Here is a 23445-nt window from a genome sequence, read left to right as displayed (position 1 = left end):
CCTCAGTCGCAGGTGGACGGGTCCACTGTAATCGTGACGGCGTTCGCCGTTAGCGTCGCCCCTTGCCTGTCCCAGTTGATCAGCGCGTTGGCGCTCAGCCGCTTCGCGTCCGCCACCAGCTTGCCGATGGCCTCGCGGAGTCCCGCCACGGAGCCCGCCCCGCCATCCAGCCTGCGGCCCCCGGATTGGAGCGCGGCCATCTCTGCGGGGCTGAGCAGCATGACCCGCGACACCAGGGGAACGGCCGCCTCCACCTCACCGTGCTCCTCCTCCCGGGGGCACGCCTGAAGCTCTCCCCAATCGGAGTCGCAGCGCAGGAGGCCTAATCCCCGCATACGGCCGTCAGGGTCCACGCGGAAGTCGGGACAGGCCCACAGACGGTCGTCAGCGCCGGCATCCGTCAGCGAGAAACCGAGGTCCACCCGCAGGAAATCGTCCGTGAGCGTCGCGACGACGGCGGCCCCACCCAAATCCGCCACGATGGGTTGGACCGACACCTCGACACCGAGCGGAACATGGCATAGCACGTAACCGCCGTCGAGCGCGGTCTGTCCCTCGGCCCGCACCGCATCACCGTCGTTCTCCCACGTCGCGACGGCCGTCGCGCCGGGCAGGCCGATGCCCGCGTCCGCGTCCGACACGAGACCCCACAGCGCGCCCGTGCCGGGCTGCGCATCCGGGCAGATCTCGTCGAGCTCCTGGGCGATCGCACCGCTCGCGGCGAGAGCCAACGCCGGCACGCCCCCCAGGAGTGTGGCCCCGAAGCGTCTCATCGTCTCCACCTCTCCGGCGATAGCGGAAATCGGAGCACCCCGATCCGCCGGCGTCGGGGTGGTAACCGAACCACGTTAACTGTTGCTCAGCGAGGGGTCACGCTCCCGCGCCGATCGCGGGATCCGGCGCCACGGCGTGTCGGTGCTTTCGCCCCGCCGCACCACTCCCGCGATCCGGCGCGTGTTTCCGATGGCTTCCAGGGGGCTGCCCTCCAGCAGTACAAGGTCGGCGGAGCTCCTCTCCGCCACCATGCCGGCGCCCTCACCCCGCGCGAGGAAGCGGGCCGGGTTGACCGTGGCGCTCTGCAACGCCTCGTACGGCGAAAGCCCCGCAGTGACCAGTTCCTCCAACTCGCGATGGAGGGCAAAGCCGAGGGGCGGCGTGTCCGTGCCGGCCATCACGGGGGCGCCGACAGCCACCAGCGCGCGGATCAGGGAATCGGCGACCGCGAACCCATCCATCGCGGCTTCGAAATCGTCCGGCGTGAAGTTGCTCATCCACGGGATCGACATGCGCTCGGTGTAGAAGGTGCGCATGTCCCTGGTCCTGTGCGAAGCCTCTTCCGTGGCGAGGTAGGCGTCGACCAAGCGGTCCGGCTTCATGATCATGGCGCACGGAGAGCGTCGGAACGTTCCACGCGCCGGCTTCGCGAGTGCGCTCGGCGAGCCCGCGGATCCGCGAGGGAGCTCCGTGCGCCCAGGCGAGCGTGCGCGATCGCAGATCGGGGCCGGGTTGGGCCGGTGCGTCTTCGGGCACGAGGTGCCAGACGTAGCCGCGCAGGTGTTCGATGCTGGCCTGGCCGGCCGCGAGGGCACCATCGAGTCCCACCTCGAAGGGGACATGCCCGGCCACCGGTATGACGAGTTCGCCAGCCTCGGCGACGATACCGCGGCAGGCCGGCGCGGGCACGTTGTTGTACACCTTGATGAAATCGTACCCGGCGGCGTGCTGCTCCCGCACGGCGCGGGCGCCGTCGATGCTGTCTCGGACGATCACGCGCCCCGCGGTGTCGATGACGGCCGCGAATTCCGGGGGCGGCAATCCTCGATGCTGGCCCCCGCCGTGTGGATGTCGGGTCCGAGGAGTTCGCCGCGCCGGACGCGGTCGCGGAAGTCGAGCGTATGCGGCCCACCCGACAGGATGCGCACGCCGGTCACTCCGGTAGCCAGGAACCGCCCGAGCGCCTGCTTCTCCCGGAAGTGGACGTGCATGTCGTTGAGGCCCGGGATGAGGAAGCGGTCGCGACCCTCGACCCGGACCGCGCTGTCGGGGATGTCGGCGTCGGCCGACGCCCGGACCGCGAGCACGCGGCCGCCGCCGACCAAGACGGCCATCCCGGTGAGGACGCGCTCACCGCCCATCGGGATGACTGAGACGCCGTCGATCGCCAGCGTGGCCTCGCCAAGGGGCGACGGCACCTCTTCCGAAGCGCAGCCCGGTAACGCAGCCAAGGTCAAGGAGACCACCGCCTAGGACCGAAGCGCCCGGGCCGACGACCGAAGCAGCGGGGCCGAGCGCAGCAGCGCGTAGGTCAGCTATCGTACCCTCACCGGTTGTGGCGACGTGGTCTGTTGAAGTCTGGCGAGTCAAGCCGGCCGACCGCCAGATGGCAACATGACTCCGGCCGAGAACCCGCTGCGAACTCCGGTCGCTCGGTCGGATTCTTACGTTACGGGCTGGCTCCCTCGGGTACGGAGACAAGACCTGTTTTCGGCTGTGACGGCGTCTCCGATATTGTGTCGCTCGCGGACGCCCCACGTTGGCCCTGCCGGCCGCTACGCTGGTAGAGTGACCGGCGATGGGATGACGGGAGTGGACGCCGGAGCTATCCTCGGTGCCGGAACCCGCGTGGCGGATGGACATTTCGTGGAAGCGGCACCGGAGAGAGCGTAACCCCCCCAATGCGATTCTGTTCGAAACCTGCGAGAGATCTCGGCCGGGCCACCCCTGTGGGGAAGGCGTACCCCTTTCTGGCTTTGTCCCTCCGTTTTGGGCACACCCCGGGAGCTGCCGCTGCCGAGACGACCGGGCACGTTATTCGGGCCGGATTCCCCTCAAGTCAACGTTCACGCGCAATTGGACAAGAGGCGTAGCCGAAGCCGTGGAGATGTGGTCGGCATGACGAGCGCGGTTCCCGTGATCGACCTGTTCTCGGGCCCCGGAGGGCTCGCTGAAGGCTTCGCCGCGTATCGCGGCGGCGGTGACGCTGTCCGGTTTCGTATCGCACTCTCCGTCGAAATGGAGAAATCGGCTCACCGGACGCTGCGACTGCGGGCGTTCTTGAGAAAGTTCCACCCATTGGAACTTCCTTCGGAATACCATGAGTTCTTGAACGGTGGAGCCAAAGGCAAGCCAGATTGGGACAAACTCTATCCTGAGGAATGGCGTGAAGCGGGCGATGAGACCAGACGCCTCAAGCTCGGAACCCCGGAGGCAACCGCGTTCGTCAACACACGAGTTCGAGCCATCCGGAAGAAGTACGGTGGTCGAACGGTTCTTCTCGGCGGCCCCCCATGTCAATCGTACTCGCTGGTGGGGAGGGCTCGAAATGCCGGCAATGACGCTTATGACCCGGCCAAAGACGAGCGTCAGTCGCTGTATTCCGACTATGTGGACGTCCTCCGAGAGTTGCAGCCGGCGGTAGCCATCATGGAGAATGTGAAGGGGATGCTTTCGGCTCGACTTCTGGGCGAGCCCATCTTCTACCGCGTCATGTCGAGTCTTCGAAGCGCAGGGGGACAGAACCGATATCGCCTCTTTGCGCTGGCTCCAGGGGATGTAGGTGGCTTTTGGCAGGAAGATCGAGATCCGAGAGGTTTTCTCGTGCGTACCGAGGATTACGGGATACCCCAAGCACGGCATCGCGTCATTGTCGTTTGCGTGCGGAGGGACATCGCGGATCTGTTGCCGGTCGAGGCGTTGATACGCCTAGAGAAGGGAGAGGCTGTCGTGCCGTTGTCGGACGTGATCGGCAACATGCCCATGCTCCGCAGTCGGCTAAGCCGTGGTGACAGCGATGACGCATGGCGGGGCACCGTACGGGCGGCCTACGCACTGCTTCAGCAGATCGAACGACCTCGGATGACAAGTGAGGAGGCATCACTCTTCGACCAAGCTCTCGATCTTGCGCTCGCGACTGCGCGAAAGCCCGGGCGTCCCTATCGTGACGCCGTCGGGGGTATGGCCATGTCCTGTCAAAGTGACTTGCGAGATTGGATTCTCGACGCGAACCTCAACCGACTTCCGAACCACGAGACGAGGGGGCACATGCCCGAGGATCTCGGTCGCTATCTGTTTGCAGCAGCGTTCGCTTTGGCCAAGGGGCGCTCTCCGAACGCTCGTGACTTCCCCACGGAACTGGCACCCAATCACGCGAGCTGGGGGACAGGGAAGTTTGGCGACCGGTTTCGGGTGCAATTGGGTGGTCAGCCTTGTCGCACCGTGACGAGTCACATCGCGAAGGACGGACACTACTTCATCCACCCCGATCCTAGCCAGTGTCGGAGCTTGACCGTTCGAGAGGCAGCGCGTCTCCAGACCTTCCCCGACAACTACTTCTTCTGCGGCGGCCGAACTCAGCAGTACGTGCAAGTTGGCAATGCAGTACCGCCCTTTCTCGCTTTACAAATCGCGGAGCGGGTTTGTGCTGTTCTCGACCGCTGCGTAGAACCGCCCAAACGGCCTGCGCCAAGCATTCCTAGCCCCGCGAGTCGTGCCTCACTTGAATCCGAGTCGGCCGTTCTTCATCGAGTGGCAGATACACCATGACAAGAAACTCCCGTCAATACGAACTCGAACTTCCGCCACGTGCCTCGTCATTGATTGAGAGCCTTCGCGATGTGGGCTACTCCCTTCGAACCGCGCTTGCCGACGTCGTGGACAACTCGATTACCGCGGGGGCCAAGGAGATCCATCTGCTCGCGGACACACATGACGAGTTCCCTGCCATAGGAGTCTTGGACGACGGCGTCGGGATGATCGAGAAGGAACTACATGAAGCGATGCGTCCCGGGACTCGGAGTCCCCTGGAAGCGCGGGCTGAGACGGATCTTGGCCGGTTCGGGCTTGGCCTCAAAACCGCTTCGTTCTCCCAATGCCGTCGACTAACGGTCGTGAGCCGGAAGGCTGGCGCGCTGTCCAGCGCGGTCTGGGACCTAGATGTCGTCGCAGCACGGGACCGTTGGGTTGTTGCGGTCTCCGACCGTGCCGCAGGTGTGCGCTGGGTGGAAAGACTCGGTGAGGACGGGACGCTGGTGGTATGGGAAAAGCTCGACCGCCTAGCCGGTACCAGCGGACTACGAGACAAGACTGAGCTTGTCCGGCAACTCGACGAGGCTGCTTCGCATCTAGAATTCGTTTTTCACCGTTTTCTCTCCGGTCGTGAAGGGGCGCGGGTGGCAATGTGGCTGAACGACCGCCCGCTGCAACCGCTCGATCCGTTCCACTCGGGTCATCCGGCGACCCAGCATCATCAGGTCGACACTATGAGTCTCGGCGACCGGCCCATTCGGATTTGGCCCGTCACGCTACCCCACCATGACAAGGTCAAGCCATCGGAATGGAAACGCTTTGCGGGACCTGAGGGCTACGCAAGCAATCAAGGATTTTATCTGTATCGGAATCGTCGGTTGATCGTCCACGGCACTTGGTTCCGCATCATTCCAAGACGCGAATTGACCAAGCTGGCCCGCGTCGGGATCGACATTCCAAACACGATGGACGCGGAATGGAAGATCGACGTGAGGAAGGCGTCGGCGTACCCGCCGCCGCCAGTACGCCGGCGACTCAGGAGAATCGTTCACCGCATGGTCGATGCGTCCCAACGAACTTACCAGGGACGCGGCACTCGACAAGCAACCCATAGCCGCTTGCCTATTTGGTCTCGGGTTCTAAACAAGACACAGGTCTCTTACGAGATCCACGAGAACCATCCGATAGTTAAGACCTTTCGCGACGCACTCGAGGACGACCGTGCCCGCGATTTCGACCGGCTGCTGCGGCTTTTCGCCTCCGCTCTTCCGATTCAGTCTCTTCACCATGACGTGAGCGCCACTCCCGAGTCCGTGCTACCGGCCCCCTTCCCGCCCACCGATCTGCTACCTGTCGTCACTGTCACGTACAACATTCTGCGGAGCCGTGGCCTTTCTTCTCAGCAGATTAGAGATTCGATGCGTTCCGCAGAGCCGTTCCGGACGCATTGGTCAACTACTGCCGACATGCTCGACGCGATTGAACAGAGAGATGCACAATGACCTATCCCGAACGCATGAGAATCGTCGCGCAAGCCCTTCTCGCTGCGGAAGCGAAATCCCCGACCCAAGAGACGATCCGCCAAGTCGTTGCAGAAGCTCGACCCAGTTATCCGGAGGTCACGGACGATGAGGCGGAACAACTCGCGCTCGAGTTAGAGACCCTTTACGACATCACGATTCGGCCGGCAAACGCTCTCCACGTTCCCTTTCAGCCCTGGTTGGACGCCGAACGTTCACAGATCGATTGGTATTATTGGCAGCGCTACCGCCAATTTCTGGCGCAGCGGGGTTTGTCCCGCCAAGTCATAGCCGAGATCGACCGAGATACGGATCGAATCGTTGGCTACCTCGAGAACCCTCGCAAACCCGGTGAGTGGGATCGACGAGGCATGGTGATCGGCCACGTCCAGTCGGGGAAGACTGCAAATTACCTAGGCGTTACAACGAAGGCTGCCGATGCCGGCTATCGCATAGTAATCATAATGGCAGGCGTGCACAACAAGTTACGTGATCAGACGCAGCAGCGAGTCGACGAGGGCTTCATTGGCTTCGACACGTCATTGGGAATCCGCAGTTGGGGAAAAACGCCGGTCGGTGTAGGTCTCTACGACCTTAGACGCAAGCCGGTATCCTTCACCACTGCGATCAAGGATTTCAGCCGAGATGTTGCCGAGAGCCTCAACATCCGACTGCAGGATCTTCGGGAGCCGGTTGTATTTATCATCAAGAAGAACACGAACACGCTTCAAAACTTGGAAGGCTGGCTGAAGACACACAACGCGAGGCTTGGCACGGATCGCATCCGTGAGCCCATGCTCTTGATCGATGACGAAGCCGACAACGCTTCGATCAACATCAAGCAGCGGGAGCTTCAGGTTTCCACGATCAATGGCCAGGTACGTGGCCTATTGAGCATCTTCGAGCGCTCCTGTTATCTGGGGTACACCGCGACCCCATTCGCCAACATCTTCATTGATCCAGATGATGAACACAAGATGGTGGGAGAGGATCTCTTCCCGCGTGACTTTATCGTCTGCTTGAATCCTCCTTCGAACTACTTTGGCGCAGCCCGTGCATTCCGTGACTCGGCGGACGTGGTCCTGCGTAACGTGAGTGACCATCATGATTTGTTGCCCATGTCTCACTCGAAGGAACACTTGATCACGGCGCTTCCGAAGAGTCTCGAGGAGGCGGTTCGGGTGTTCGTGCTGGCTAGGGCGATTAGGCTTACGCGGGGTCATGAACGAGCCCACAACTCGATGCTGGTTAATGTGTCTCGGTTCGTAGCGGTCCAGCGGCGGGTGACAAACGAGATCCATGCCCTCGTAGATCAGATAGCGGCAAGCATCCGAGTGAACGGAACGAAGCCCGTCGACACCGCCCGGTCGGATCCGGAGATGATGGAGCTACATCGTGTTTATAGGAGACACTTTGGCGCGCTGGACACGCCAAGCTGGCCGGAGATTCAACACCAGCTCCTCGAGAGTGTGAGTGCGATCAGAGTCGCTGAGATCAACAGCCGCTCGTCTGATTCACTGCGGTACGTGGATGAAGCCGAAGCGGGGCTCAATGTGATTGCGGTGGGAGGCATGTCACTTTCACGGGGGTTGACACTAGAGGGGCTGGTGGTGAGCTACTTCCTCCGCCGATCCTTGATGTACGACACGTTGTTCCAGATGGGACGCTGGTTTGGCTATCGGGACGGGTACGAGGACCTTTGCCGGATATGGATGCCGGAGCAGGCCCAAGGCTGGTATCAGCACGTTGCCGAGTCGATCGACGAACTGCGGGACGAGTTGGTTCGCATGGAGCGGGTGGGTGCGACCCCCCGCGACTTTGGGCTTAAGGTCCGCAGCCATCCGGACACGCTCATGGTCACGGCTCGGAACAAGATGGGGTCTAGTGAGAAGCATAAGGTACTGGTTGGGCTTGCAAATCGGTTCGTGGAAACAGCCGTCCTTCACCGAGATGAACAGACGGTCGAGGAGAATCTTCGGGCTGTCGTGCGTTTGGCCGAAGACATGCGGAGCCGAGGCTTTGATTTGGAGGCGGAGCGGGATGACCAAGGTTGGTTGGTTCGCGACGTGCCGGTCGCGCTCGTGGATGCCTTTCTTGGAGCCTTCAGGAACCACCCGGGGTCCTCCACGACCGAGAGCGAGCCGGTGCGGGGGTACATTGGGAAACGAGTCGACGCATTGAGACAATGGGATGTGCTGTTCGTCGGGCTTCGGCGACCGACATCGGGGTCCCTAGTGACAGACATCTTGGGTTTCCCGCTAGTTTGTCAGCGCCGTTCACCAGGCCAACGTAGCGATAAGACGATGTTGATGGTGACGAACAAGCAGCGAGTAGCGAGCCGAGGAGTTGAGAAGGCTGGGCTGACAAAGGCGGAGATACGAGCGGCGCAGCAAGCTTACAAGATTTTGGAACCTCAGGCTGAGAATTACCCTGACCTGATCTACCGGAGGATCCGCAAGAAGCCGCTCTTGGTGGTTCACTTGCTTGCCATTGGAGGGGACGCCGAGGGGCAGTTGAAGGAAGGACCCGTGGCCGCGTGGAGTATCAGCTTTCCGAACGCGGATCGAGATGAAGAGACGGTCGAATACCTAGTCAACAAGACGTGGTATCAAGAATACTACACCGACGATATGGACGACGATGATGATGACGAGTGACCATCCGTGGGGAGAGATTGAGCCGCCTAGGGAATCCGGGAACTTTAGCGCGCGGAGGATCCCGGGTGTGGGGAGCGGGGCGTGGGGACTCTACTGGGCGCTGGACGAACACAGGAACTACCTCCTCATGCTACAGCTCGGGGCTGATCGGCGCCCATCGCACCGACTACCCACCCTGAAAGGCCTAAGAGTTGAGGTCCAGAGCGCTGTGGGCGGGGCCACGCTGCTGCTCATCGTCCGGCTCACCGACGAAGACCACTTGGATATTTTCCATCGACTCTGCAGAGATATCGTTGAGGCTACGCGATCGGCTCGATCCGGTGAGGAGGCGGCCGACCGGTTGGTCATGCGAACCTGGCGGTGGCACAGGCTGCTGAGGGGCGGGCGAGACGGTCGGCTAAGCCATCGAGAACAGATGGGCTTGATCGGGGAGCTTCTCGTCCTGCAGGGGCATGTTCTTAACACCGTTCCGCCACGGGAAGCGGTGGAGAGTTGGGGCGGCCCCCTAGGATTCCCTAGGGATTTTGAAATCGGGCTGATCGGAATCGAGGCAAAAGCCCGGGCACCATTGACCCCCGTGATATCGATCTCCTCGGCCGGGCAGCTGCACGCGACGGGCACTTCACGTCTCTTCCTGCATGTGTCTGAGGTGGGGAGCGCGCCACAGAATTCAGGCTCAGCGGTGACGGTGACCGACGTAGCCCGCCGAACCCGGGAGTTGATCAGAGCGGGGGACATGTCGGCAGATGGCGGATTTGAGGAGCGCCTGCTGGCTACCGGATTCGACTGGACGGACGATTACTCGGACTCTCGATGGCTAATCGGGGAGGAAGCTCTGTTCGAGGTAGTGGAGGGATTCCCTCGGATCACCCCGGAGATCGTACCGGACGGCGTAGATGAAGTGCGCTATGTGATTGCGCTCTCCCAATGCAGGGAATTTCGGGTTGAGAAGCGTGACTTGGCGGACGCCATGCTTGGAGGGCTCGATGCAGATTGACGAATTTTACGAACAGCTCCGGCAGGACGTGCTCGCGGAAGCAGACGCCGATGGCGAGTTCCGCGAGGACAGTTTCTTCGACGTCACGACCGACCATCTCGTCGAGACCGGGGAGCTCGACGAAGCGGTCCGAGTTCCGTACCGCGCCCCTACACGAGGGATCCGAGTTGATGGATATGGGGGTGATCCCTGGGATGCTTCCGGCACGCTCACCTTGCTCATCCTCGATTTTCGCCCCGAGCCCTCGATCGTACGGCTAACGGGCAGCGAGATGGATGGAATTTTCCGTCGGCTCGCGAAGTTCGCTCGCCAAGCCCTACAGGCAAGATGGCGCGGCGCCCTCGAGGAGACCAGTCCAGCCTTCGGACTTGCCGACTTGATCGCACAGCGCTGGCCGACCACCGAAAAGGTCCGTCTACTGCTGATCACCAATCGAGAGTTGAGTGAGCGCGTCGATCATCGACCGGCCGGAGTACTCGAGGGGAAGCCCGCAATGTACAGCGTGTGGGATATCCGTCGGCTGTATCGAGCAACTGCCAGCCCTGAGCCAGAGGTCATCGAGGTGGATCTCGCCAACGACTTTGGAGGCCCTCTTCCGATCTTGCCCGCGCGGCAAGTCCAAGGGGACCACGAATCGTATCTCGCCGTGGTACCAGGGCCGGTTCTCTCCGCGATCTACGATCGATGGGGCTCCCGACTACTTGAGCAGAACGTTCGAGTCTTCCTGCAGGCCCGCAGCAAGGTGAACCGAAGGATCAGGGACACTCTCGCTCACGAACCGGAGCTGTTTTTCGCGTACAATAACGGGATCACTGCGACGGCCGAGGGTGTTGAGATCAGCAACGACGGTGACCGCCTGCTGCTTCGCAGTCTCAGGAATTTCCAAGTCGTAAACGGGGGGCAGACCACGGCATCCATCCACGCCGCAACGCGCAACAAGGTCGACATCTCTCAGACGTTCATTCAGATGAAGCTCTCCGTCGTAGATCCGGACCGAGCCGTGACGCTGGTTCCCAAAATCTCCGAGTACGCCAACAGCCAGAACCGAGTGGCCGCGTCTGACTTCTTCTCGAATCACCCGTTCCATGTGCGAGTAGAGGCTTTCTCCCGGCGAATGTATGCACCGTCTCCGGACGGTACGTTCCAGCAGAGCAAGTGGTTCTACGAGCGTGCGCGCGGGCAATACGCTGATGGTCGGGCACACTTGACCCGAGCTCAGCGGAAGAAGTTCGACATCGAGTACCCGCGCCGCCAGCGGTTCACGAAGACTGACCTCGCTAAGTTCCTGAACGTATGGGAAGGACGACCCCACGAAGTAAGTCTAGGCGCGCAGAAGAACTTTGCGGCCTTTGCTGGCCGGATCGGGAAGGCTTGGGAGACCAACTCAGACAGCTTCAACGAGGCCTGGTATCGGGAAGCTATCGCCAAAGCGATCGTGTTTCGCGCGACCGAGCGCATCGTGTCAGCCCAACCCTGGTATCAAGGAGGATTCCGCGCGAACATCGTTGCGTACACGATCGCAAGAATCGGACACTACGTGAAGAACACGAATCGTGCAGTCGACTTCGAGGGGATTTGGCGACGCCAGGCACCCGGACCAGTCTTGCGGCGGACCATCGCAGTCGTGGCAAAGGGAGTTCACGATGTGTTGATTGAGCCGCCCGAAGGCATGCGTAACGTGACCGAGTGGGCCAAGAAGCAGGCGTGCTGGTCGCGGGCCAGCGCGATCCGCGTTGAGTGGCCCGCGGGACTCGACGACGAACTCGTGTCCGCCGAAGACAGGCAGAGCGCCACCCGTAGCGCCCGACGGGAACAGCGCCAGCTCAACGGTATTGAAGCGCAGATGGCGATAGTGAGCGCAGGTGGAGAGTTCTGGAAGAAGACACTGAAGTGGGGACGGGACGAGGGTCTATTGTCCCCGACCGAGATCGGGGTGCTCGGCGTCGCCGCCAAGGTGCCCCAACGGTTGCCGACCGAAAAGCAATCGGTACGAGTCATGGGGACGCTCATGAGACTGCAGGACAACGGCTATCGAGAAGAACTGCCTCCTCCAAGCGGCTGATTCGCTTTGGGACATGTGTGGGATCCGGTGACGGAGAGCTGCTGGGCGTAGGAGATTTCAGGGGTCCGGGAGGAGGAACGCGACGAGACGAGGCGTGAGTTTGTCGAGATCCTTGGTCTCGCACTCCCACACGACCATCGTGTCCCAGTCAAGGTCACCTAACTTTTCCGAGTTCAAGCGGTCTCGAACCACGTTCTGTTGGAACTTGTTCTCCCAAAACGACGTTCGGGTCTTCGGGGTCGTTGTCTGGCGGCAGCCGTCATGGCGGTGCCAGAAACAGCCGTGAACGAATATCAACTTCTTGCGTGATGGGAAGCAGATATCGGGCGTCCCGGGAAGGTCCCGGCTGTGCAGACGGTAGCGATATCCCAAGCTGTGTAGCAGCCGCCTGACGACGAGTTCCGGTCGAGTGTCCTTAGGACCGATCTTCGCCATGTTGGCGCTACGCGCTGCGGAGGGCGGCTTGTCGCTCGGTTTTCGCTTGTTGAGCGGGGATGTCCCTGAATCGACCATTTGCGGCTCGCCTCCACCTGTGGATCCGTCGAGCAGTGGCATCAAGTCTTGCGGGCGGCAGGGTAAGAACACCTGATCGACCGATACAAGAGGTCAGGGCCGCGAGCGTCTGGAAACCCGACCCGTAGGTGAGATCCTAGGGGGTGAACACGCGCATGTTCGTCAGCGGCGGGACCGCAAACGGGAACATGATGGCAGCCGTGAGCCATGGCGCGCGACCGGCCCTAGCAGGCCGTGGCAAAAGCGCGCTGCGGGCCACGGAATATGACCTCGGCAAAGTGTCGGCGGACTGTTGCGCCGACGCGGCCGGGGCGTCGTCGGAGTGATATCCGGGCCTCGACGGGTCCCGGGTGGCCGAAAACGCGCGATTTCGGCCGGAAAAGGGCCGAAAAAGCGACCCGGAGGCCTCCCGTTTGAAGCGTGGACGCACGTCTGCCCTGAAGACTCCTCGGCGTGCCGTAGCCGTACCGGTGCCGCATCAGGAGCCCGAGGTTGAACCCGGCCGCGTGCACCAGCATCCGCTTGCGGATGTTCTCGTGCCCGCGCAGGTGCGTCCGGCGCATGCCGCCGGTGGTGAGCATGTGGGCGAAGGCGCGCTCCAGCTTCTCGCCCCGCGCCCTCAGCAGGCCCTTGCCACGAGCGCCTCGGATCCGGCGCCGGTTGGCGTAGGTGGGCTTCTGCGCGGCCCGGTCCCGCTTCCAGCTCCGACGACCCCGGTTCGGCTCGCTCACGTAGCTCCGCACTCCGAGCCCCGCCAGGCGCTTCATCGTCGCGTTCGAGTGGTAGCCCTTGTCGCACACCAGCTCCCGAACCTCCGCCCCCACCCGCTCCAGCTGCCCGCGCGCCTCCCCCAGCGTCTTCGGCAGCGAGGCGCAGTCGCCACCCGTCGTCGGCTGCACCGTCAGCCCGCACACCGCCCCCGAGCTCATGTCCACCGCATGCTCCAGCTTATGGCCCATGCGCGTCCGCCCGTCCTTCATCTTCGTGATCCGCGCGTCCGGGTCGTGCGGGTGCTCCCAGTCCTCGTTGCTCCCCTTCCTCGGCCGCTTCCGGTCCAGCTTCGCCAGGTCCGCCCTCGTCGGCGTCTCGATCCCCGACGCCTCCGCCAGACCCTCCAGGAACAGCTGGTATCCCTCCCCCGTGTCCCGCCGCACGATCGACCGCATCGCCGCGTTCCCCTCCAGCGTCGTCGAGTCGATCCCCAGCGTCTTGCCGCTCAACAGCCCGCTCTCCTCCAGGAGCTCCAGCACCCGGGCGAACACTGCCTCGTGCGCCTCCGCCGACAGGCGCCGCCGCGTCCGCGACACCGTCGAGTGGTCCGGCGGGTTCTCGTCCAGCTCGTAGCCAAGGAACTCCCGCAGCGACAGAGACTCCGCGCACCGCCACGCGATCCCCCGCTCAGATCCGATCCCCTCCAGATACCCCACCACAAGCATCCGGAAGTACACCCCCGGCGCCACGCTCGGACGGCCCAGCCGCTCCGCGTAGTACGCCGCGCACGTCTCCTCGCACAACCCGTCGAAGCCCGCCTCCGCCAGCATCCCGTCCAGCGCCCGGTAGAACGGGTGCCCCGGAGCCCGGATCCCCGCCGCAGCCACGAACAGCGCCTTCTGCCGCCCGCCCCTCCGCCGCCCCATCGCCATCGCCCACCTCCGACTGACTGGCCACTCCTGTCCCGGCCACAATCTAACCATCAATGCCGGCGCGGAACATCCCGACTTTTACCACGGACTGCTAGTGTCGTGTCCCGTAAATAGCGTGACATAATGACGGGAACAGGGTACCTTTCCCCTCACCCACCCGAACGAGGGAGAGACCATGTCCCGGGGACGTCCGTTGAAGGAGCTCGAAGTCAGCCAGGGGGCCCGTGAGGAACTCGATTCGCTCGTGAGATCGCGCAGTCTGCCCGCCGGACTCGTGCGCCGGGCCGAGATCGTGCTGCTGTGCGCCGATGGCCTGGATAACAAGGCGGTCGCCGAGAGGGTTCGCACCAGCCGCCAGACGGTCGGCAAGTGGCGCGAGCGTTTTCGAACCCAAGGCCTCATGGGCCTGTACGACGAACGCAGGCCGGGCAAGCCGCGCTCCATCGATGACGACGAAATCATGGGGCTGCTGAGCAAGACGCTCGAGACCAAGCCTCCCGATGGCGGCACGCACTGGAGTTGCCGTTCCATGGCGGACGCCACGGGGATCTCGAAGTCCACCGTCCACCGCGTCTGGACCGCGTTCAGCATCCAGCCCCACCGGCAGAAGCACTTCAAGCTCTCCACCGATCCGTTCTTCGCCGAGAAGGTCCACGACATCGTCGGACTCTACCTCAACCCGCCCGAAGGCGCGATGGTCCTCTGCGTGGACGAAAAGAGCCAGACGCAGGCGCTGGAGCGAACCCAGCCTCTGCTGCCCCTTGGGCTCGGATACGTCGAAGGCGTCACGCACGGCTACATCCGCCACGGCACGACCACCATCTTTGCCGCCCTGGACGTGGCCACCGGCCAGGTCATCGCCCAGTGCAAGCCGCGGCATCGCCACCAGGAGTTCCTGAGCTTCCTGGGGCACATCGACGCCAGCGTGCCTCCCGGCCTCGACATCCACCTCGTCGTCGACAACTACGGCACCCACAAGCATGCCAAGGTCAAGCGCTGGCTCGCCGCCCGGCCGCGCTACCATCTCCACTTCACCCCCACCTACTCCTCCTGGCTCAACCAGGTCGAGATCTGGTTCAACATCATCACCCGGAAAGCCATCCGCCGCGGCTCCTTCTCCTCGGTCACCCAGCTCAAGGAGAAGATCCTCGGCTTCACCGAGCACTACAACAACTCCGGCACGAAACCCTTCATGTGGACCGCCACCGCGGACTCCATCCTTCAGAAGATCCAGAGACTATGTACAGCTATCTCTGGGACGCGACACTAGGCGCCTGTTGTCGGTGACGCCGGTCGCGAACACCTTGATCGCCGCCGATGGCGAAACGTTATTCGTGGCTCGGCGAGGGACCACGCATCATCGACCCAGGGCCTCCTGGCGTACGCCATCTAACTGGGGGCGGCCGAATCGAGCATTCGCTGTGCCGCACGCCGCCTTCGATCCGAGGGGCGTGGGCAACTTCAGCGGGTCATCATCGTACTGTCGTGTCTCCAGCGAGGCAGCTGTCGCTCGACGATTCCCGCTTCGCAGGCCGCAGACTCAGCCGACGGCTTGATGCACTGCCGTCACGCACTCGCCGATCATATCACCGACAAGTTCGGCTTCCGGGGAGTCGGCTGCGGGCAGCCCCGCTATCTCGCTGTGGGAGGGATCGGCTTCGAACCCACCTTCTGCCTCCAGCGGATCATGCACGAAGCGAAGGTCTTCGAGTTCGCCATGCACATGCTCTTTCGTCTGACCTACGTTTAGTTCGGCAAAACGACCGTTCGGACGCAACTGCAACCGGCTCCGTTGCCGCACTTGTTCGACTTGTTGCGACTTCGAGATGCCGGGAAAACACTCGAGCCAGTTCACGGAAAGGCTCCCTTCGCCGGACCTGAGTTGGAACGTCTCGCCGCCCACGGACCCATCTTCCCTCACGAGCGTCGGTTTCGCATAGCGTACCACATGGCTGTCGTCGGGTAGCTCGTCGCCTCTCATCCACTCATGAGCTGTTCGAGCCCGAAGGCTCGAATCTGCCCTCTGACGCCATCCAACGTGTCCTTGCCGGCCACGCGAGAGGTTTCCGCACCATGATCCCGGCGCTTGAATATCACATAGCTCGCAGCCTGCCCTCCACGAAACTGGACGCCGACATGGCTGCCATCATCGCTTTTCCAGACTGCCCGGAGATTCCCGTTGTCGAGAAGCACTAAAGATGCTTGCCGAGTATAGGCATTCGACTTGATGAAGTTGAGAAAAGCACCCTCGGACGCCGCCCGTAGCGTGATCCCGTCTGCTTCTCCGTATTCTCGCAACGTCGCAACCCGCTCTTCGTACGCGCTCAAGACGGTGGGCAGTCTTAGCAACGCGGGCCATGGTTGCGGTGCATGGTCAGCGAGGAGATTCGTGAGCGGAAGATCGAGATTGGGCTCTGTCACCCAAGGGTTCAGATGACCCGAAGTGGACTCTTGGGCGCGAGTCGGACGATTCTGGACGAACGGAGGAGCGTCATCGGACCGAAGTACGGTCGTTGGCGACATCACTGAGCCTCTCGGTTCAAAGACGGGCGAGGCTCGGAAGTGGAACGCACTTCATCGCCGCTCGTTTCACGTCTTGCGGTGAACTTGCTCATGTAGACATCCACCGTACCATCGGCCTCCTTCGGACTCACTTCGAAGAATACATGGTACACCCGCTCAGGCTCCGACTCGGTTGGCTCCAGCCAGAGATTCGTTTTCTTCAGAATGTCATGCAATGAAATCTTGACTTCCTGGCCTGCCGGAAGATAGAAGACGACCGTCTTGAAGGACGAACCTTGCATGTAGACGTTCTTCACCTCGTACTCGTGCGAGGAGTGTTCGTCCGGCCCGTATCTCATGCCCTCCGCCTTTGGTCGTCCAAGTCCCACAGGATGGCCCCAGGTCAAGGTTAGCCGATCTCCCGGTGCCGGGGAAGCCGGACAAAGACCCAGAACCATTCGCTGCCAAGCTCGCCGCGTAACCGGCGCAAGAGACCCGGATCGTGTGCTCGAGGCGGATCGTACCCTCGCCGGCGAGCGCACGTTCCCGGAAGGTCGTCACGGCCGGATCCGTCGCCCGTGGAGATTCACGCTCCGGGGAGAACTTCCAGTACATCAGTGAGCAGCCACCAGGCGCCGACGGCGAGGATCGCGGCCGGGATGACGAACCGGAGCCAGTAGTAGAGCCAGATCGGGGGTACACCCCGCTTCGGGCGCTGACCCTCGCCCGTCGCGAGCTGCCGCAGCACTTCCGAGCGGTCGAGTGCCCACCCCACCGCGACGACCGAGAGGAGCGCGCCCAGCGTCTGGAAGCCCGACCCGAAGGTCAGGTCCCAGGGCGTGAACACGCTCATGTTGATCATCGGAGCGAGGGCGAACACGAACACCACCGCGGTCGTGAGGGTCACGGCGCGCGGCCGGTCGAGGCGCGTGTTGTCGGTCACGCCGGCCACGAGCACCTCGAGCGCCGCCACGTCCGAGAGGTAGGCGCCGCCGAACAGGGCGAGGAAGAAGAGCGTCCCGAACACGGCGCCGGCCGGGATCTGCGCGAACACCTGGGGCAGCGTGGCGAAGAGGAGGCCCGGTCCGCTCCCCGGTTCGAGGCCGAACGCGAACACGGCGGGGAAGATGACGAGCCCGGCCAGCAGTCCGGCGCCCAGGTCGCCGCCCGCCGTGAGGACGGCGTTGCCCCGCAGCGGGTCGTTCCGGTTCAGGTACGAGCCGTACACGACCATGAACGTCCCGCCCAGCGAGAGGCTGAAGATGGCCTGGCCGAGCGCCGCCAGCATGACGGGCGGGGTGAGCGCCCCCGGGTCGAACGCGCCGAGGTACCAGCGGAGACCCGCGCCGGCGCCCGGGAGTGTGAGGGAGCGGACGATGAGCACGAGGAGCCCCGCCAGGAGGGCCGGGACGATGAACCGGCTCGCCTGCTCGATCCCGCCCCTGAGCCCACGACGCAGCACGGCCGCGCAGGTGAGGAGGACGACGCCGGTGCAAACGCACTGCAACAGGAAGGAGCGGAGCGAGAACCCGTCCTCCGGCGGGAGGATCGCCGCGGCGTCGATCTCGACCCCGACGCCGGACAGCAGCCCGGCCAGGGCGTGGTACAGCACCCAGCCGAGCGCGTTCGAGTAGTAGCCGGTGGCGGCGGTGACGCCGACGAAGAAGATCCAGCCCAGGGCGCGGCCGAAGGGGAGACCGGCCGACTCGAAGGCGCCGACCGGGCCGCGGCGGGTGTGCCGGCCCAGCGTCCATTCCGCCATGAGCGCGGGGACGCCGATCAGCACCACGGCGAGCACGTAGAAGGCCACGAAGGGCGCCCCCCCGAACTGCCCCACCATGTACGGGAAGCGCCACACGTTCCCGAGGCCCACGGCGACGCCGATCATGGTCGCCAGCAGCCCGAAGCGGGAGCCGAACGTCTCGCGTCTGTCTCGTTCCATCCGCGGCCTCTAGCTTGGTGCGCCTGTGGCAAGCCGCTGCCCGGCGACCCCGTGAACGCGCTGAACGGGCGAAACCTTGCGGGACGGGCCGGCCGAGAGAAAGGGACGTGCGCGTGAAAGCCCCCTGGTTCCGCCGCTATCTGCTCCCGGGGCTGGTCTTCCAGTCGGCGGTCATCGCCGGCGGCTACGGCACGGGGCGGGAGAACGTCGAGTTCTTCCTCTCGATCGGGCCCACGCCCGGGCTCGCCGCCATGGCGCTCTCGACCGCGATCTGGAGTGCGGTGTGCGCGGTCACGTTCGAACTCGCCCGGCAATTCCGCAGCTATGAGTACCGTAGCTTCTTCAAGCGCCTGCTCGGCCCCTCCTGGACGCTGTTCGAGGTCACCTACGTGCTGCTGACGCTCCTCGTGCTGGCGGTCATCGGCGCGGCGGCGGGCTCGATCGCGGACGAGACGTTCGGGCTCCCCTATGCGCTCGGGGTCATCGTGACGCTCGGGTCCGTGGCGCTCCTCCTCTTCTACGGGAGCGTGACGATCGAGCGCTTCTTCGCCGGCTGGTCGTTCGCTCTGTACGGCGTTTACGCAGCGCTCGTCGTCTGGTCGCTGATGCGCTTCGGGTCCAGTCTGGGCGAGAGCTTCGCCGCGAGCCCTCTCGAGGGAAGCTGGGTCGTGAACGGGATCCAGTACGGCGGCTACAACCTCTCCGCGGCCGCCGTGGCGCTGTTCACGGTCCGGCATATCCAGACCCGGAAGCAGGCCGTGTCCGCCGGGCTGCTCGCCGGCGTCATCGGGATGGTGCCGGCGTTCTTCTTCTACCTTGCGATGGTGCCGCACTACCCCGGGATCGTGGACGCGACCGTCCCCTCCAACCTCATCCTCGAGGCGCTCGGATCGCGGACCTTCCAGGTCCTGTTCCAGATCGTCCTCTTCGGCACGCTCATCGAGACGGGCACGGGGATGATCCACGCCGTCAACGAGCGGCTGGCCGCCAGCCGGCGTGAGCGGGGGCTGGCGATGCCCAGCCGGGCCCGGCCGGTGGTGGCCGCTGTCTTCCTCGGCATCGCGCTCTCGCTGACGCCGCTCGGCCTCATCGACCTCATCCGGCAGGGCTACGGGACGATCACCTGGGGGTTCATCGTCTACTACGTCCTGCCCGTCCTCACCGTCGGCGCGTGGCTCGCCTTCAGGAAGCGGGGAGAGACGCGGGGCGCGGAGGGCGCCTCTTGAACACGCGCGCCATCCTCATAGGCCTCGCGCTGGGGCTGGGCCTCGGGGTCACCGCCTCCGTCACCGGATCTCCGGCGCTCCTGCGGGCGGCCGAGGCGGTGGACCCGCTCGGCCAGGTCTTCCTGCGCGCGATCCAGATGGTCGTGATCCCCCTCGTGGCGGCGATCGTGTTCGTCGGCGTGGGGCGGATCGGGAGCCTGCGCAAGCTGGGGCGGATCGGCGGGCTGGCGGTGGGCTTCTTCTGGGTCACGACGCTGCCGGCGATCCTCATCGGGATGGGCGTGATGCGGCTCGGGCTCTCCTTCACGGCCCCGGTGGCGCCTCCGACCGATGTGGCCGAGATCGCGACCGAGGCGCCGGGCGTGGTCGACTTCCTCGTCAACCTCGTCCCGCGGAACCCGATCCAGGCCGCGGCGGACGGGGCCCTCCTCCCGCTCCTCATTTTCATGGTCCTCTTTGCCGCGGCGACGACGACGCTCCCGAAGGAGAAGCAGGAGATCCTCACCTCCTTCGCGGAAACGGTGAGCGAGGCCCTCATCAAGCTCATGAACTGGGTGTTGTGGACGGCGCCGGTGGGCGTGTTCGGGCTCGCGGCGCCGGTCACGGCGCGCACGGGGATGGCGATGCTGCAGAACCTCGGCGTCTTCATTCTCGCCGTCGTGATCGGCCTGTTCATCATGAAGGCGCTCGTCCTGCTGCCGCTCGTCCGGTTCGTGGGGGGGATGCCGGCGGGGCGCTTCATCCGCGGGACGGTGGGGACGTATACGGTCGGCTTCAGCACGACGACATCGGTGGGCACGCTGCCGATGATGCTGCAGGAGGCGGAGAAGCTGGGCCTGTCCAGGAGCAGTTACAGGCTGATCCTGCCGCTCGCGGCGTCGATCAACCGTCCGGGGAGCGCTCTCTTCCAGGGCGCGTCGCTCGTCTTCCTCGCGTCGATGTATGGGGTATCCCTGGGGCCGGCGCCCGTGGCCGCCGCGGTGCTCGCGACCTTCCTCGCGGCGATGACGGTGGCGCCGGTGCCCAGCGCCAGCATCGTGTCGCTGGTGCCGGTCCTCAACGTGGTGGGCGTGCCGCTGGCCGGACTCGGCATCCTGCTCGGGATCGACCGGGTGCCGGACGTGTTCCGCTCGGCGGCGAACGTCATCGGCCACATGGCCGCGACGACGACGGTCGATGCGATGACGAGGACTGACGAGGAGACGGGGGACGGATGACGAGACTTCCCGCCGGAGGGCCGTTGCCGAGGCCCCGGGACCCCGAGGAAGGACGCGAAGTGCTGCGCGCGGAGGCGATCCCGGCGCCGCAGGTCCAGCGCGTGGTGCTTCGGGCGCTGGAGTTCACGTCGCTGTGCCCGAAGACGGGACAGCCGGACTTCGGGCGGGTGACGATCGACTATGTGCCGGATGAACTCCTTCTGGAGTCGAAGGCGCTCAAGTTCTACCTGTGGTCGTTCCGGGACGAGGGAGAGTTCTGCGAGACGCTCGCTGCCCGGATCGCCGACGATGTCGTGTACGCCGTCGCGCCGATCTGCGTGTGCGTGGAGGTCGAACAGTACGTCCGCGGCGGGATCGAGATCGTCGCCACCGCCGAACGCGGGGAGCCCGCTACGGGCTGAAGCCTCAGCCCGGGCGGCGCAGGGCGCGGCCGGGGCGGGCGCCGGTCGGCTCCCCGGCCGACCAGGTCTCCACGCCGTCGAGCCACACGCTCTCGATGCCCGTCGCCTGCCGGGTCCCGTCGTCGAAGGTCGAGCGGTCGATCACCCGCTCCGGGTCGAAGATCGCCAGGTCCGCCCGGGCTCCGGCGCGCAGCACCCCGCGGTCCGCGAGCCCCAGCCGCCGGGCCGGCATCGAGGTCGCGCGCGCCACCGCCCGCTCCAGCGTGAGGACGCCCCGTTCCCGCGCGTAGTGGCCCAGCACGCGCGGGAAGGTCCCCGCGCCACGCGGGTGGGCGCTCCGGACCCCACCGTCGCTCGCCGTCATCACCCACTCCGACGCCATGAAGGTGTCGACATCGTCCTCGTTCATCGTGTGGCCGATGAGCCCCGACCCCCCGTTCTCCATGATCCACATGTAGGCTTCGACCTCGGTCATCTCCTTGCGCCGTGCGATCTCGTCCAGCCGGAGCCCGTTCAGTTCCGGCTCGGGCTCGAAGGCGACGATCTGGAGCCGGCCCCCGCCCCCGGCGGCCTCGATCCCCTTCGCCACGGAATCCGGGTTCGCGAACATCCTTGAGCGGACCACGATGGCGAGCCCCGACTGCCAGGCCGCGTACGGGTACTGGTCCGCCGTCACGTCGAGCCCCGCTTCGTTCGCCTCCCGGATACGCTCCAGGACATCCGGCGCTCGCCCCCACACGGAGGCGTTCCCCGCCTTGATGTGGGAGATCTGCACGGGGAGGCCCGCCTCGCGACCGATGCGGATGGCTTCGTCGACCGCATCGAGCAGCCCCTCCTCCTCGTCCCGCATATGCGACATGTAGAAGCCGCCGTGGTCCGCGGCGACCCGGGCCAGCGCGATGAGTTCACCGGTGGAGGAATAGAAGCCGGGGTCGTACTCGAGCCCGCTCGAGAGGCCGAACGCGCCCTCTCCGCATGCCCCGCTCCACGCGCACCGTCATGTCCGCGATCTCGGCGTCGGTCGCGGTGCGGCGATACTCGTCCCCCAGCACGGCCCCGCGCACGGTCCCGTGTCCGACGAGCGTCGCCACGTCCACGGTGGGACGGAGTTCGTCGATCCGCCCGAGGTAGTCGGAGATCGGCCACGGCGAGGAGCCGTCCGCCCCGACGACGAGCGTCGTGATCCCCTGCGCGAGCTGGGTCGTGGCCAGCGGCGAATCGAACAGGCGGGTCGTGGAGTGGTTGTGGATGTCGATGAACCCCGGCGCGAGCACGAGCCCGCTCAGATCCCGCCGCTCGGCGCTCGGCGGGGCGTCAATGGAGCCCGGCGCGCCTACGGCCGCGATCCGGCCCGCCTCGATGAGGAGGTCGCCGACGTAACCCGGGGCACCCGACCCGTCGATGATCGTCGCGTTCGTGAACAGGAAGGTGGCCCCCGCCGCCGAAGCGTCCGGGGTCGCCTGCGCGCCGACCTCATCCGCCGCCCCGAGGCCCGCTGCGGCCGCGAGGATCAGCGCCGCCAGGGAGGGGTGGCCGCGCCCGCGGACAACTTCGCGCTTCGTTCGATCAGGCATATCGCGTTACTTTCTCCCGCCACGTGCCGGAACCAAGTGAGACAAGGGAAGAATAGAGGGAGAACCGATGGGAAGATACGCAACTCCGGCCGGATCCTCGGCCTCAATCGAACGCGGGCCCGCGTGCCTGGTCCTCGCGCTCGTCATGGCGCTGGCGGCGACGGGGCCCGGGGCGCTGGCCGCGCAGGCCGAAGCGGCCGGGGAGACGCCGCTCAAGGTCGGCGTCATCAACGTCGACGTGGTCGCCCTTCAGTCCCCCGCGGGCCAGGCGTTTCAGCAGGAACTGGTGGCGTTTCAGGAGGAGGTCCTGGTCGAGCTTCAGGCCCGGCAGGAGACCGTGCTCGAGATCGAGACGCGCGTCGCCGAGGCGGACAGCCTTTCCGTCGAGGAACGGCGGGTGCTCGAGCGCGAGTACCAGGACGCCCTTACCGAGTTTCAGCGCTTTCAGCAGGACAAGCAGGAAGAGGCGACGGTACTCCAGGGCGAGGGCCAGGCCCGGATCCGGGAGGAGATCGGCCCCGTGATCGCGGCGATCCAGTCGGACCTCGGTTATGATCTCGTGCTCAATTCGACGAGTCCGATCATCCTCTTCTTCAGCGAGCGCATCGACATCACCCAACTCGCCATCGAGCGTCTGGCGGCCGGCGGCTCCTGAACCACCTCCCGG

At 64.6% G+C, this 23445-nt stretch carries 21 protein-coding genes; 10 read left to right on the top strand and 11 right to left on the bottom strand.

Features of this window, described 5'->3' with window-relative positions; genetic code table 11:
* Nucleotides 1-2 precede the first annotated feature (2 nt).
* The 3 genes from ACOOHF_RS06130 to ACOOHF_RS06120 all read right to left on the bottom strand — a co-directional run bounded on the left by ACOOHF_RS06130 (nt 3) and on the right by ACOOHF_RS06120 (nt 2192).
* Complete coding sequence (locus ACOOHF_RS06130; RefSeq protein ID WP_420463811.1) at nt 3-773, bottom strand: hypothetical protein; 771 nt, start codon at nt 771-773, stop codon at nt 3-5.
* Nucleotides 774-848: 75 nt separating this feature from the next.
* On the bottom strand, nt 849-1382 hold the full coding sequence (locus ACOOHF_RS06125) for an amidohydrolase family protein (RefSeq protein WP_420463810.1): 534 nt from the start codon (nt 1380-1382) through the stop codon (nt 849-851).
* A gap of 384 nt (nt 1383-1766) precedes the next feature.
* Nucleotides 1767-2192: an amidohydrolase family protein gene (locus tag ACOOHF_RS06120; RefSeq protein WP_420463809.1), complete on the bottom strand. Its 426-nt coding sequence runs from the start codon at nt 2190-2192 to the stop codon at nt 1767-1769.
* Nucleotides 2193-2892: 700 nt separating this feature from the next.
* On the opposite strand from ACOOHF_RS06120, the gene ACOOHF_RS06115 reads away from it, so the two are divergent.
* The 5 genes from ACOOHF_RS06115 to ACOOHF_RS06095 are packed head-to-tail and all read left to right on the top strand — an operon-like array spanning nt 2893 to nt 11760.
* Entirely contained in the window at nt 2893-4542 is a 1650-nt protein-coding gene (locus ACOOHF_RS06115) for a DNA cytosine methyltransferase (protein ID WP_420463808.1), read from the top strand.
* On the top strand, nt 4539-6026 hold the full coding sequence (locus ACOOHF_RS06110) for an ATP-binding protein (RefSeq protein ID WP_420463807.1): 1488 nt from the start codon (nt 4539-4541) through the stop codon (nt 6024-6026). Before ACOOHF_RS06115 ends, ACOOHF_RS06110 begins: the two co-directional genes overlap by 4 nt.
* Nucleotides 6023-8701, top strand: a complete 2679-nt coding sequence (locus ACOOHF_RS06105; protein WP_420463806.1) for a Z1 domain-containing protein — start codon at nt 6023-6025, stop codon at nt 8699-8701. Before ACOOHF_RS06110 ends, ACOOHF_RS06105 begins: the two co-directional genes overlap by 4 nt.
* Nucleotides 8688-9698: a PD-(D/E)XK motif protein gene (locus tag ACOOHF_RS06100; RefSeq protein ID WP_420463805.1), complete on the top strand. Its 1011-nt coding sequence runs from the start codon at nt 8688-8690 to the stop codon at nt 9696-9698. Before ACOOHF_RS06105 ends, ACOOHF_RS06100 begins: the two co-directional genes overlap by 14 nt.
* Nucleotides 9688-11760 carry an AIPR family protein gene (locus tag ACOOHF_RS06095; protein WP_420463804.1) on the top strand — a complete coding sequence of 691 codons (2073 nt, stop codon included), beginning with the start codon at nt 9688-9690 and terminating at the stop codon, nt 11758-11760. The genes ACOOHF_RS06100 and ACOOHF_RS06095 overlap by 11 nt, the downstream gene beginning before the upstream one ends.
* A gap of 57 nt (nt 11761-11817) precedes the next feature.
* Here ACOOHF_RS06095 and ACOOHF_RS06090 read toward each other — a convergent pair whose 3' ends face one another.
* Together ACOOHF_RS06090 and ACOOHF_RS06085 are read right to left on the bottom strand one after the other, a co-directional pair.
* Nucleotides 11818-12315 carry a very short patch repair endonuclease gene (locus ACOOHF_RS06090; protein WP_420463803.1) on the bottom strand — a complete coding sequence of 166 codons (498 nt, stop codon included), beginning with the start codon at nt 12313-12315 and terminating at the stop codon, nt 11818-11820.
* 182 nt (nt 12316-12497) lie between these two features.
* Nucleotides 12498-13916: a transposase gene (locus ACOOHF_RS06085; protein ID WP_420462981.1), complete on the bottom strand. Its 1419-nt coding sequence runs from the start codon at nt 13914-13916 to the stop codon at nt 12498-12500.
* A 175-nt stretch (nt 13917-14091) separates the two neighbouring features.
* Between ACOOHF_RS06085 and ACOOHF_RS06080 the strand changes: the two genes are divergently transcribed.
* Nucleotides 14092-15186 (top strand): IS630 family transposase, encoded by a 1095-nt coding sequence (locus tag ACOOHF_RS06080; protein WP_420463802.1) that lies wholly within the window; start codon nt 14092-14094, stop codon nt 15184-15186.
* A 270-nt stretch (nt 15187-15456) separates the two neighbouring features.
* Here ACOOHF_RS06080 and ACOOHF_RS06075 read toward each other — a convergent pair whose 3' ends face one another.
* The 4 genes from ACOOHF_RS06075 to ACOOHF_RS06060 all read right to left on the bottom strand — a co-directional run bounded on the left by ACOOHF_RS06075 (nt 15457) and on the right by ACOOHF_RS06060 (nt 18360).
* Nucleotides 15457-15771 (bottom strand): hypothetical protein, encoded by a 315-nt coding sequence (locus tag ACOOHF_RS06075; RefSeq protein WP_420463801.1) that lies wholly within the window; start codon nt 15769-15771, stop codon nt 15457-15459.
* 122 nt (nt 15772-15893) lie between these two features.
* Nucleotides 15894-16337, bottom strand: a complete 444-nt coding sequence (locus ACOOHF_RS06070; protein WP_420463800.1) for a hypothetical protein — start codon at nt 16335-16337, stop codon at nt 15894-15896.
* 101 nt (nt 16338-16438) lie between these two features.
* Entirely contained in the window at nt 16439-16735 is a 297-nt protein-coding gene (locus ACOOHF_RS06065; protein WP_420463799.1) for a hypothetical protein, read from the bottom strand.
* Nucleotides 16736-17004: 269 nt separating this feature from the next.
* Entirely contained in the window at nt 17005-18360 is a 1356-nt protein-coding gene (locus tag ACOOHF_RS06060) for a sodium-dependent transporter (protein WP_420463798.1), read from the bottom strand.
* Nucleotides 18361-18473: 113 nt separating this feature from the next.
* Here ACOOHF_RS06060 and ACOOHF_RS06055 point away from each other — a divergent pair, with 113 nt between their 5' ends.
* From ACOOHF_RS06055 to queF, 3 genes are read left to right on the top strand one after another with little or no spacing between them, the layout of a single operon-like run.
* On the top strand, nt 18474-19586 hold the full coding sequence (locus tag ACOOHF_RS06055) for a hypothetical protein (protein WP_420463797.1): 1113 nt from the start codon (nt 18474-18476) through the stop codon (nt 19584-19586).
* Nucleotides 19583-20803: a dicarboxylate/amino acid:cation symporter gene (locus ACOOHF_RS06050; RefSeq protein WP_419943231.1), complete on the top strand. Its 1221-nt coding sequence runs from the start codon at nt 19583-19585 to the stop codon at nt 20801-20803. Before ACOOHF_RS06055 ends, ACOOHF_RS06050 begins: the two co-directional genes overlap by 4 nt.
* Nucleotides 20800-21204 carry a preQ(1) synthase gene (gene queF, locus ACOOHF_RS06045; RefSeq protein ID WP_420463796.1) on the top strand — a complete coding sequence of 135 codons (405 nt, stop codon included), beginning with the start codon at nt 20800-20802 and terminating at the stop codon, nt 21202-21204. Before ACOOHF_RS06050 ends, queF begins: the two co-directional genes overlap by 4 nt.
* A gap of 4 nt (nt 21205-21208) precedes the next feature.
* On the opposite strand, the gene ACOOHF_RS06040 is transcribed toward queF, so the two are convergent.
* On the bottom strand, nt 21209-22063 hold the full coding sequence (locus ACOOHF_RS06040; protein ID WP_420463795.1) for an N-acyl-D-amino-acid deacylase family protein: 855 nt from the start codon (nt 22061-22063) through the stop codon (nt 21209-21211).
* Nucleotides 22064-22109: 46 nt separating this feature from the next.
* Nucleotides 22110-22778: an amidohydrolase family protein gene (locus ACOOHF_RS06035; RefSeq protein ID WP_420463794.1), complete on the bottom strand. Its 669-nt coding sequence runs from the start codon at nt 22776-22778 to the stop codon at nt 22110-22112.
* A 67-nt stretch (nt 22779-22845) separates the two neighbouring features.
* Here ACOOHF_RS06035 and ACOOHF_RS06030 point away from each other — a divergent pair, with 67 nt between their 5' ends.
* Complete coding sequence (locus ACOOHF_RS06030) at nt 22846-23433, top strand: OmpH family outer membrane protein (protein ID WP_420463793.1); 588 nt, start codon at nt 22846-22848, stop codon at nt 23431-23433.
* Nucleotides 23434-23445: the final 12 nt, after the last annotated feature.

Source organism: Candidatus Palauibacter sp. (genome assembly GCF_965216145.1).
Taxonomy (GTDB): domain Bacteria; phylum Gemmatimonadota; class Gemmatimonadetes; order Palauibacterales; family Palauibacteraceae; genus Palauibacter.
This window is presented reverse-complemented; position numbering and strand designations above follow the sequence as displayed.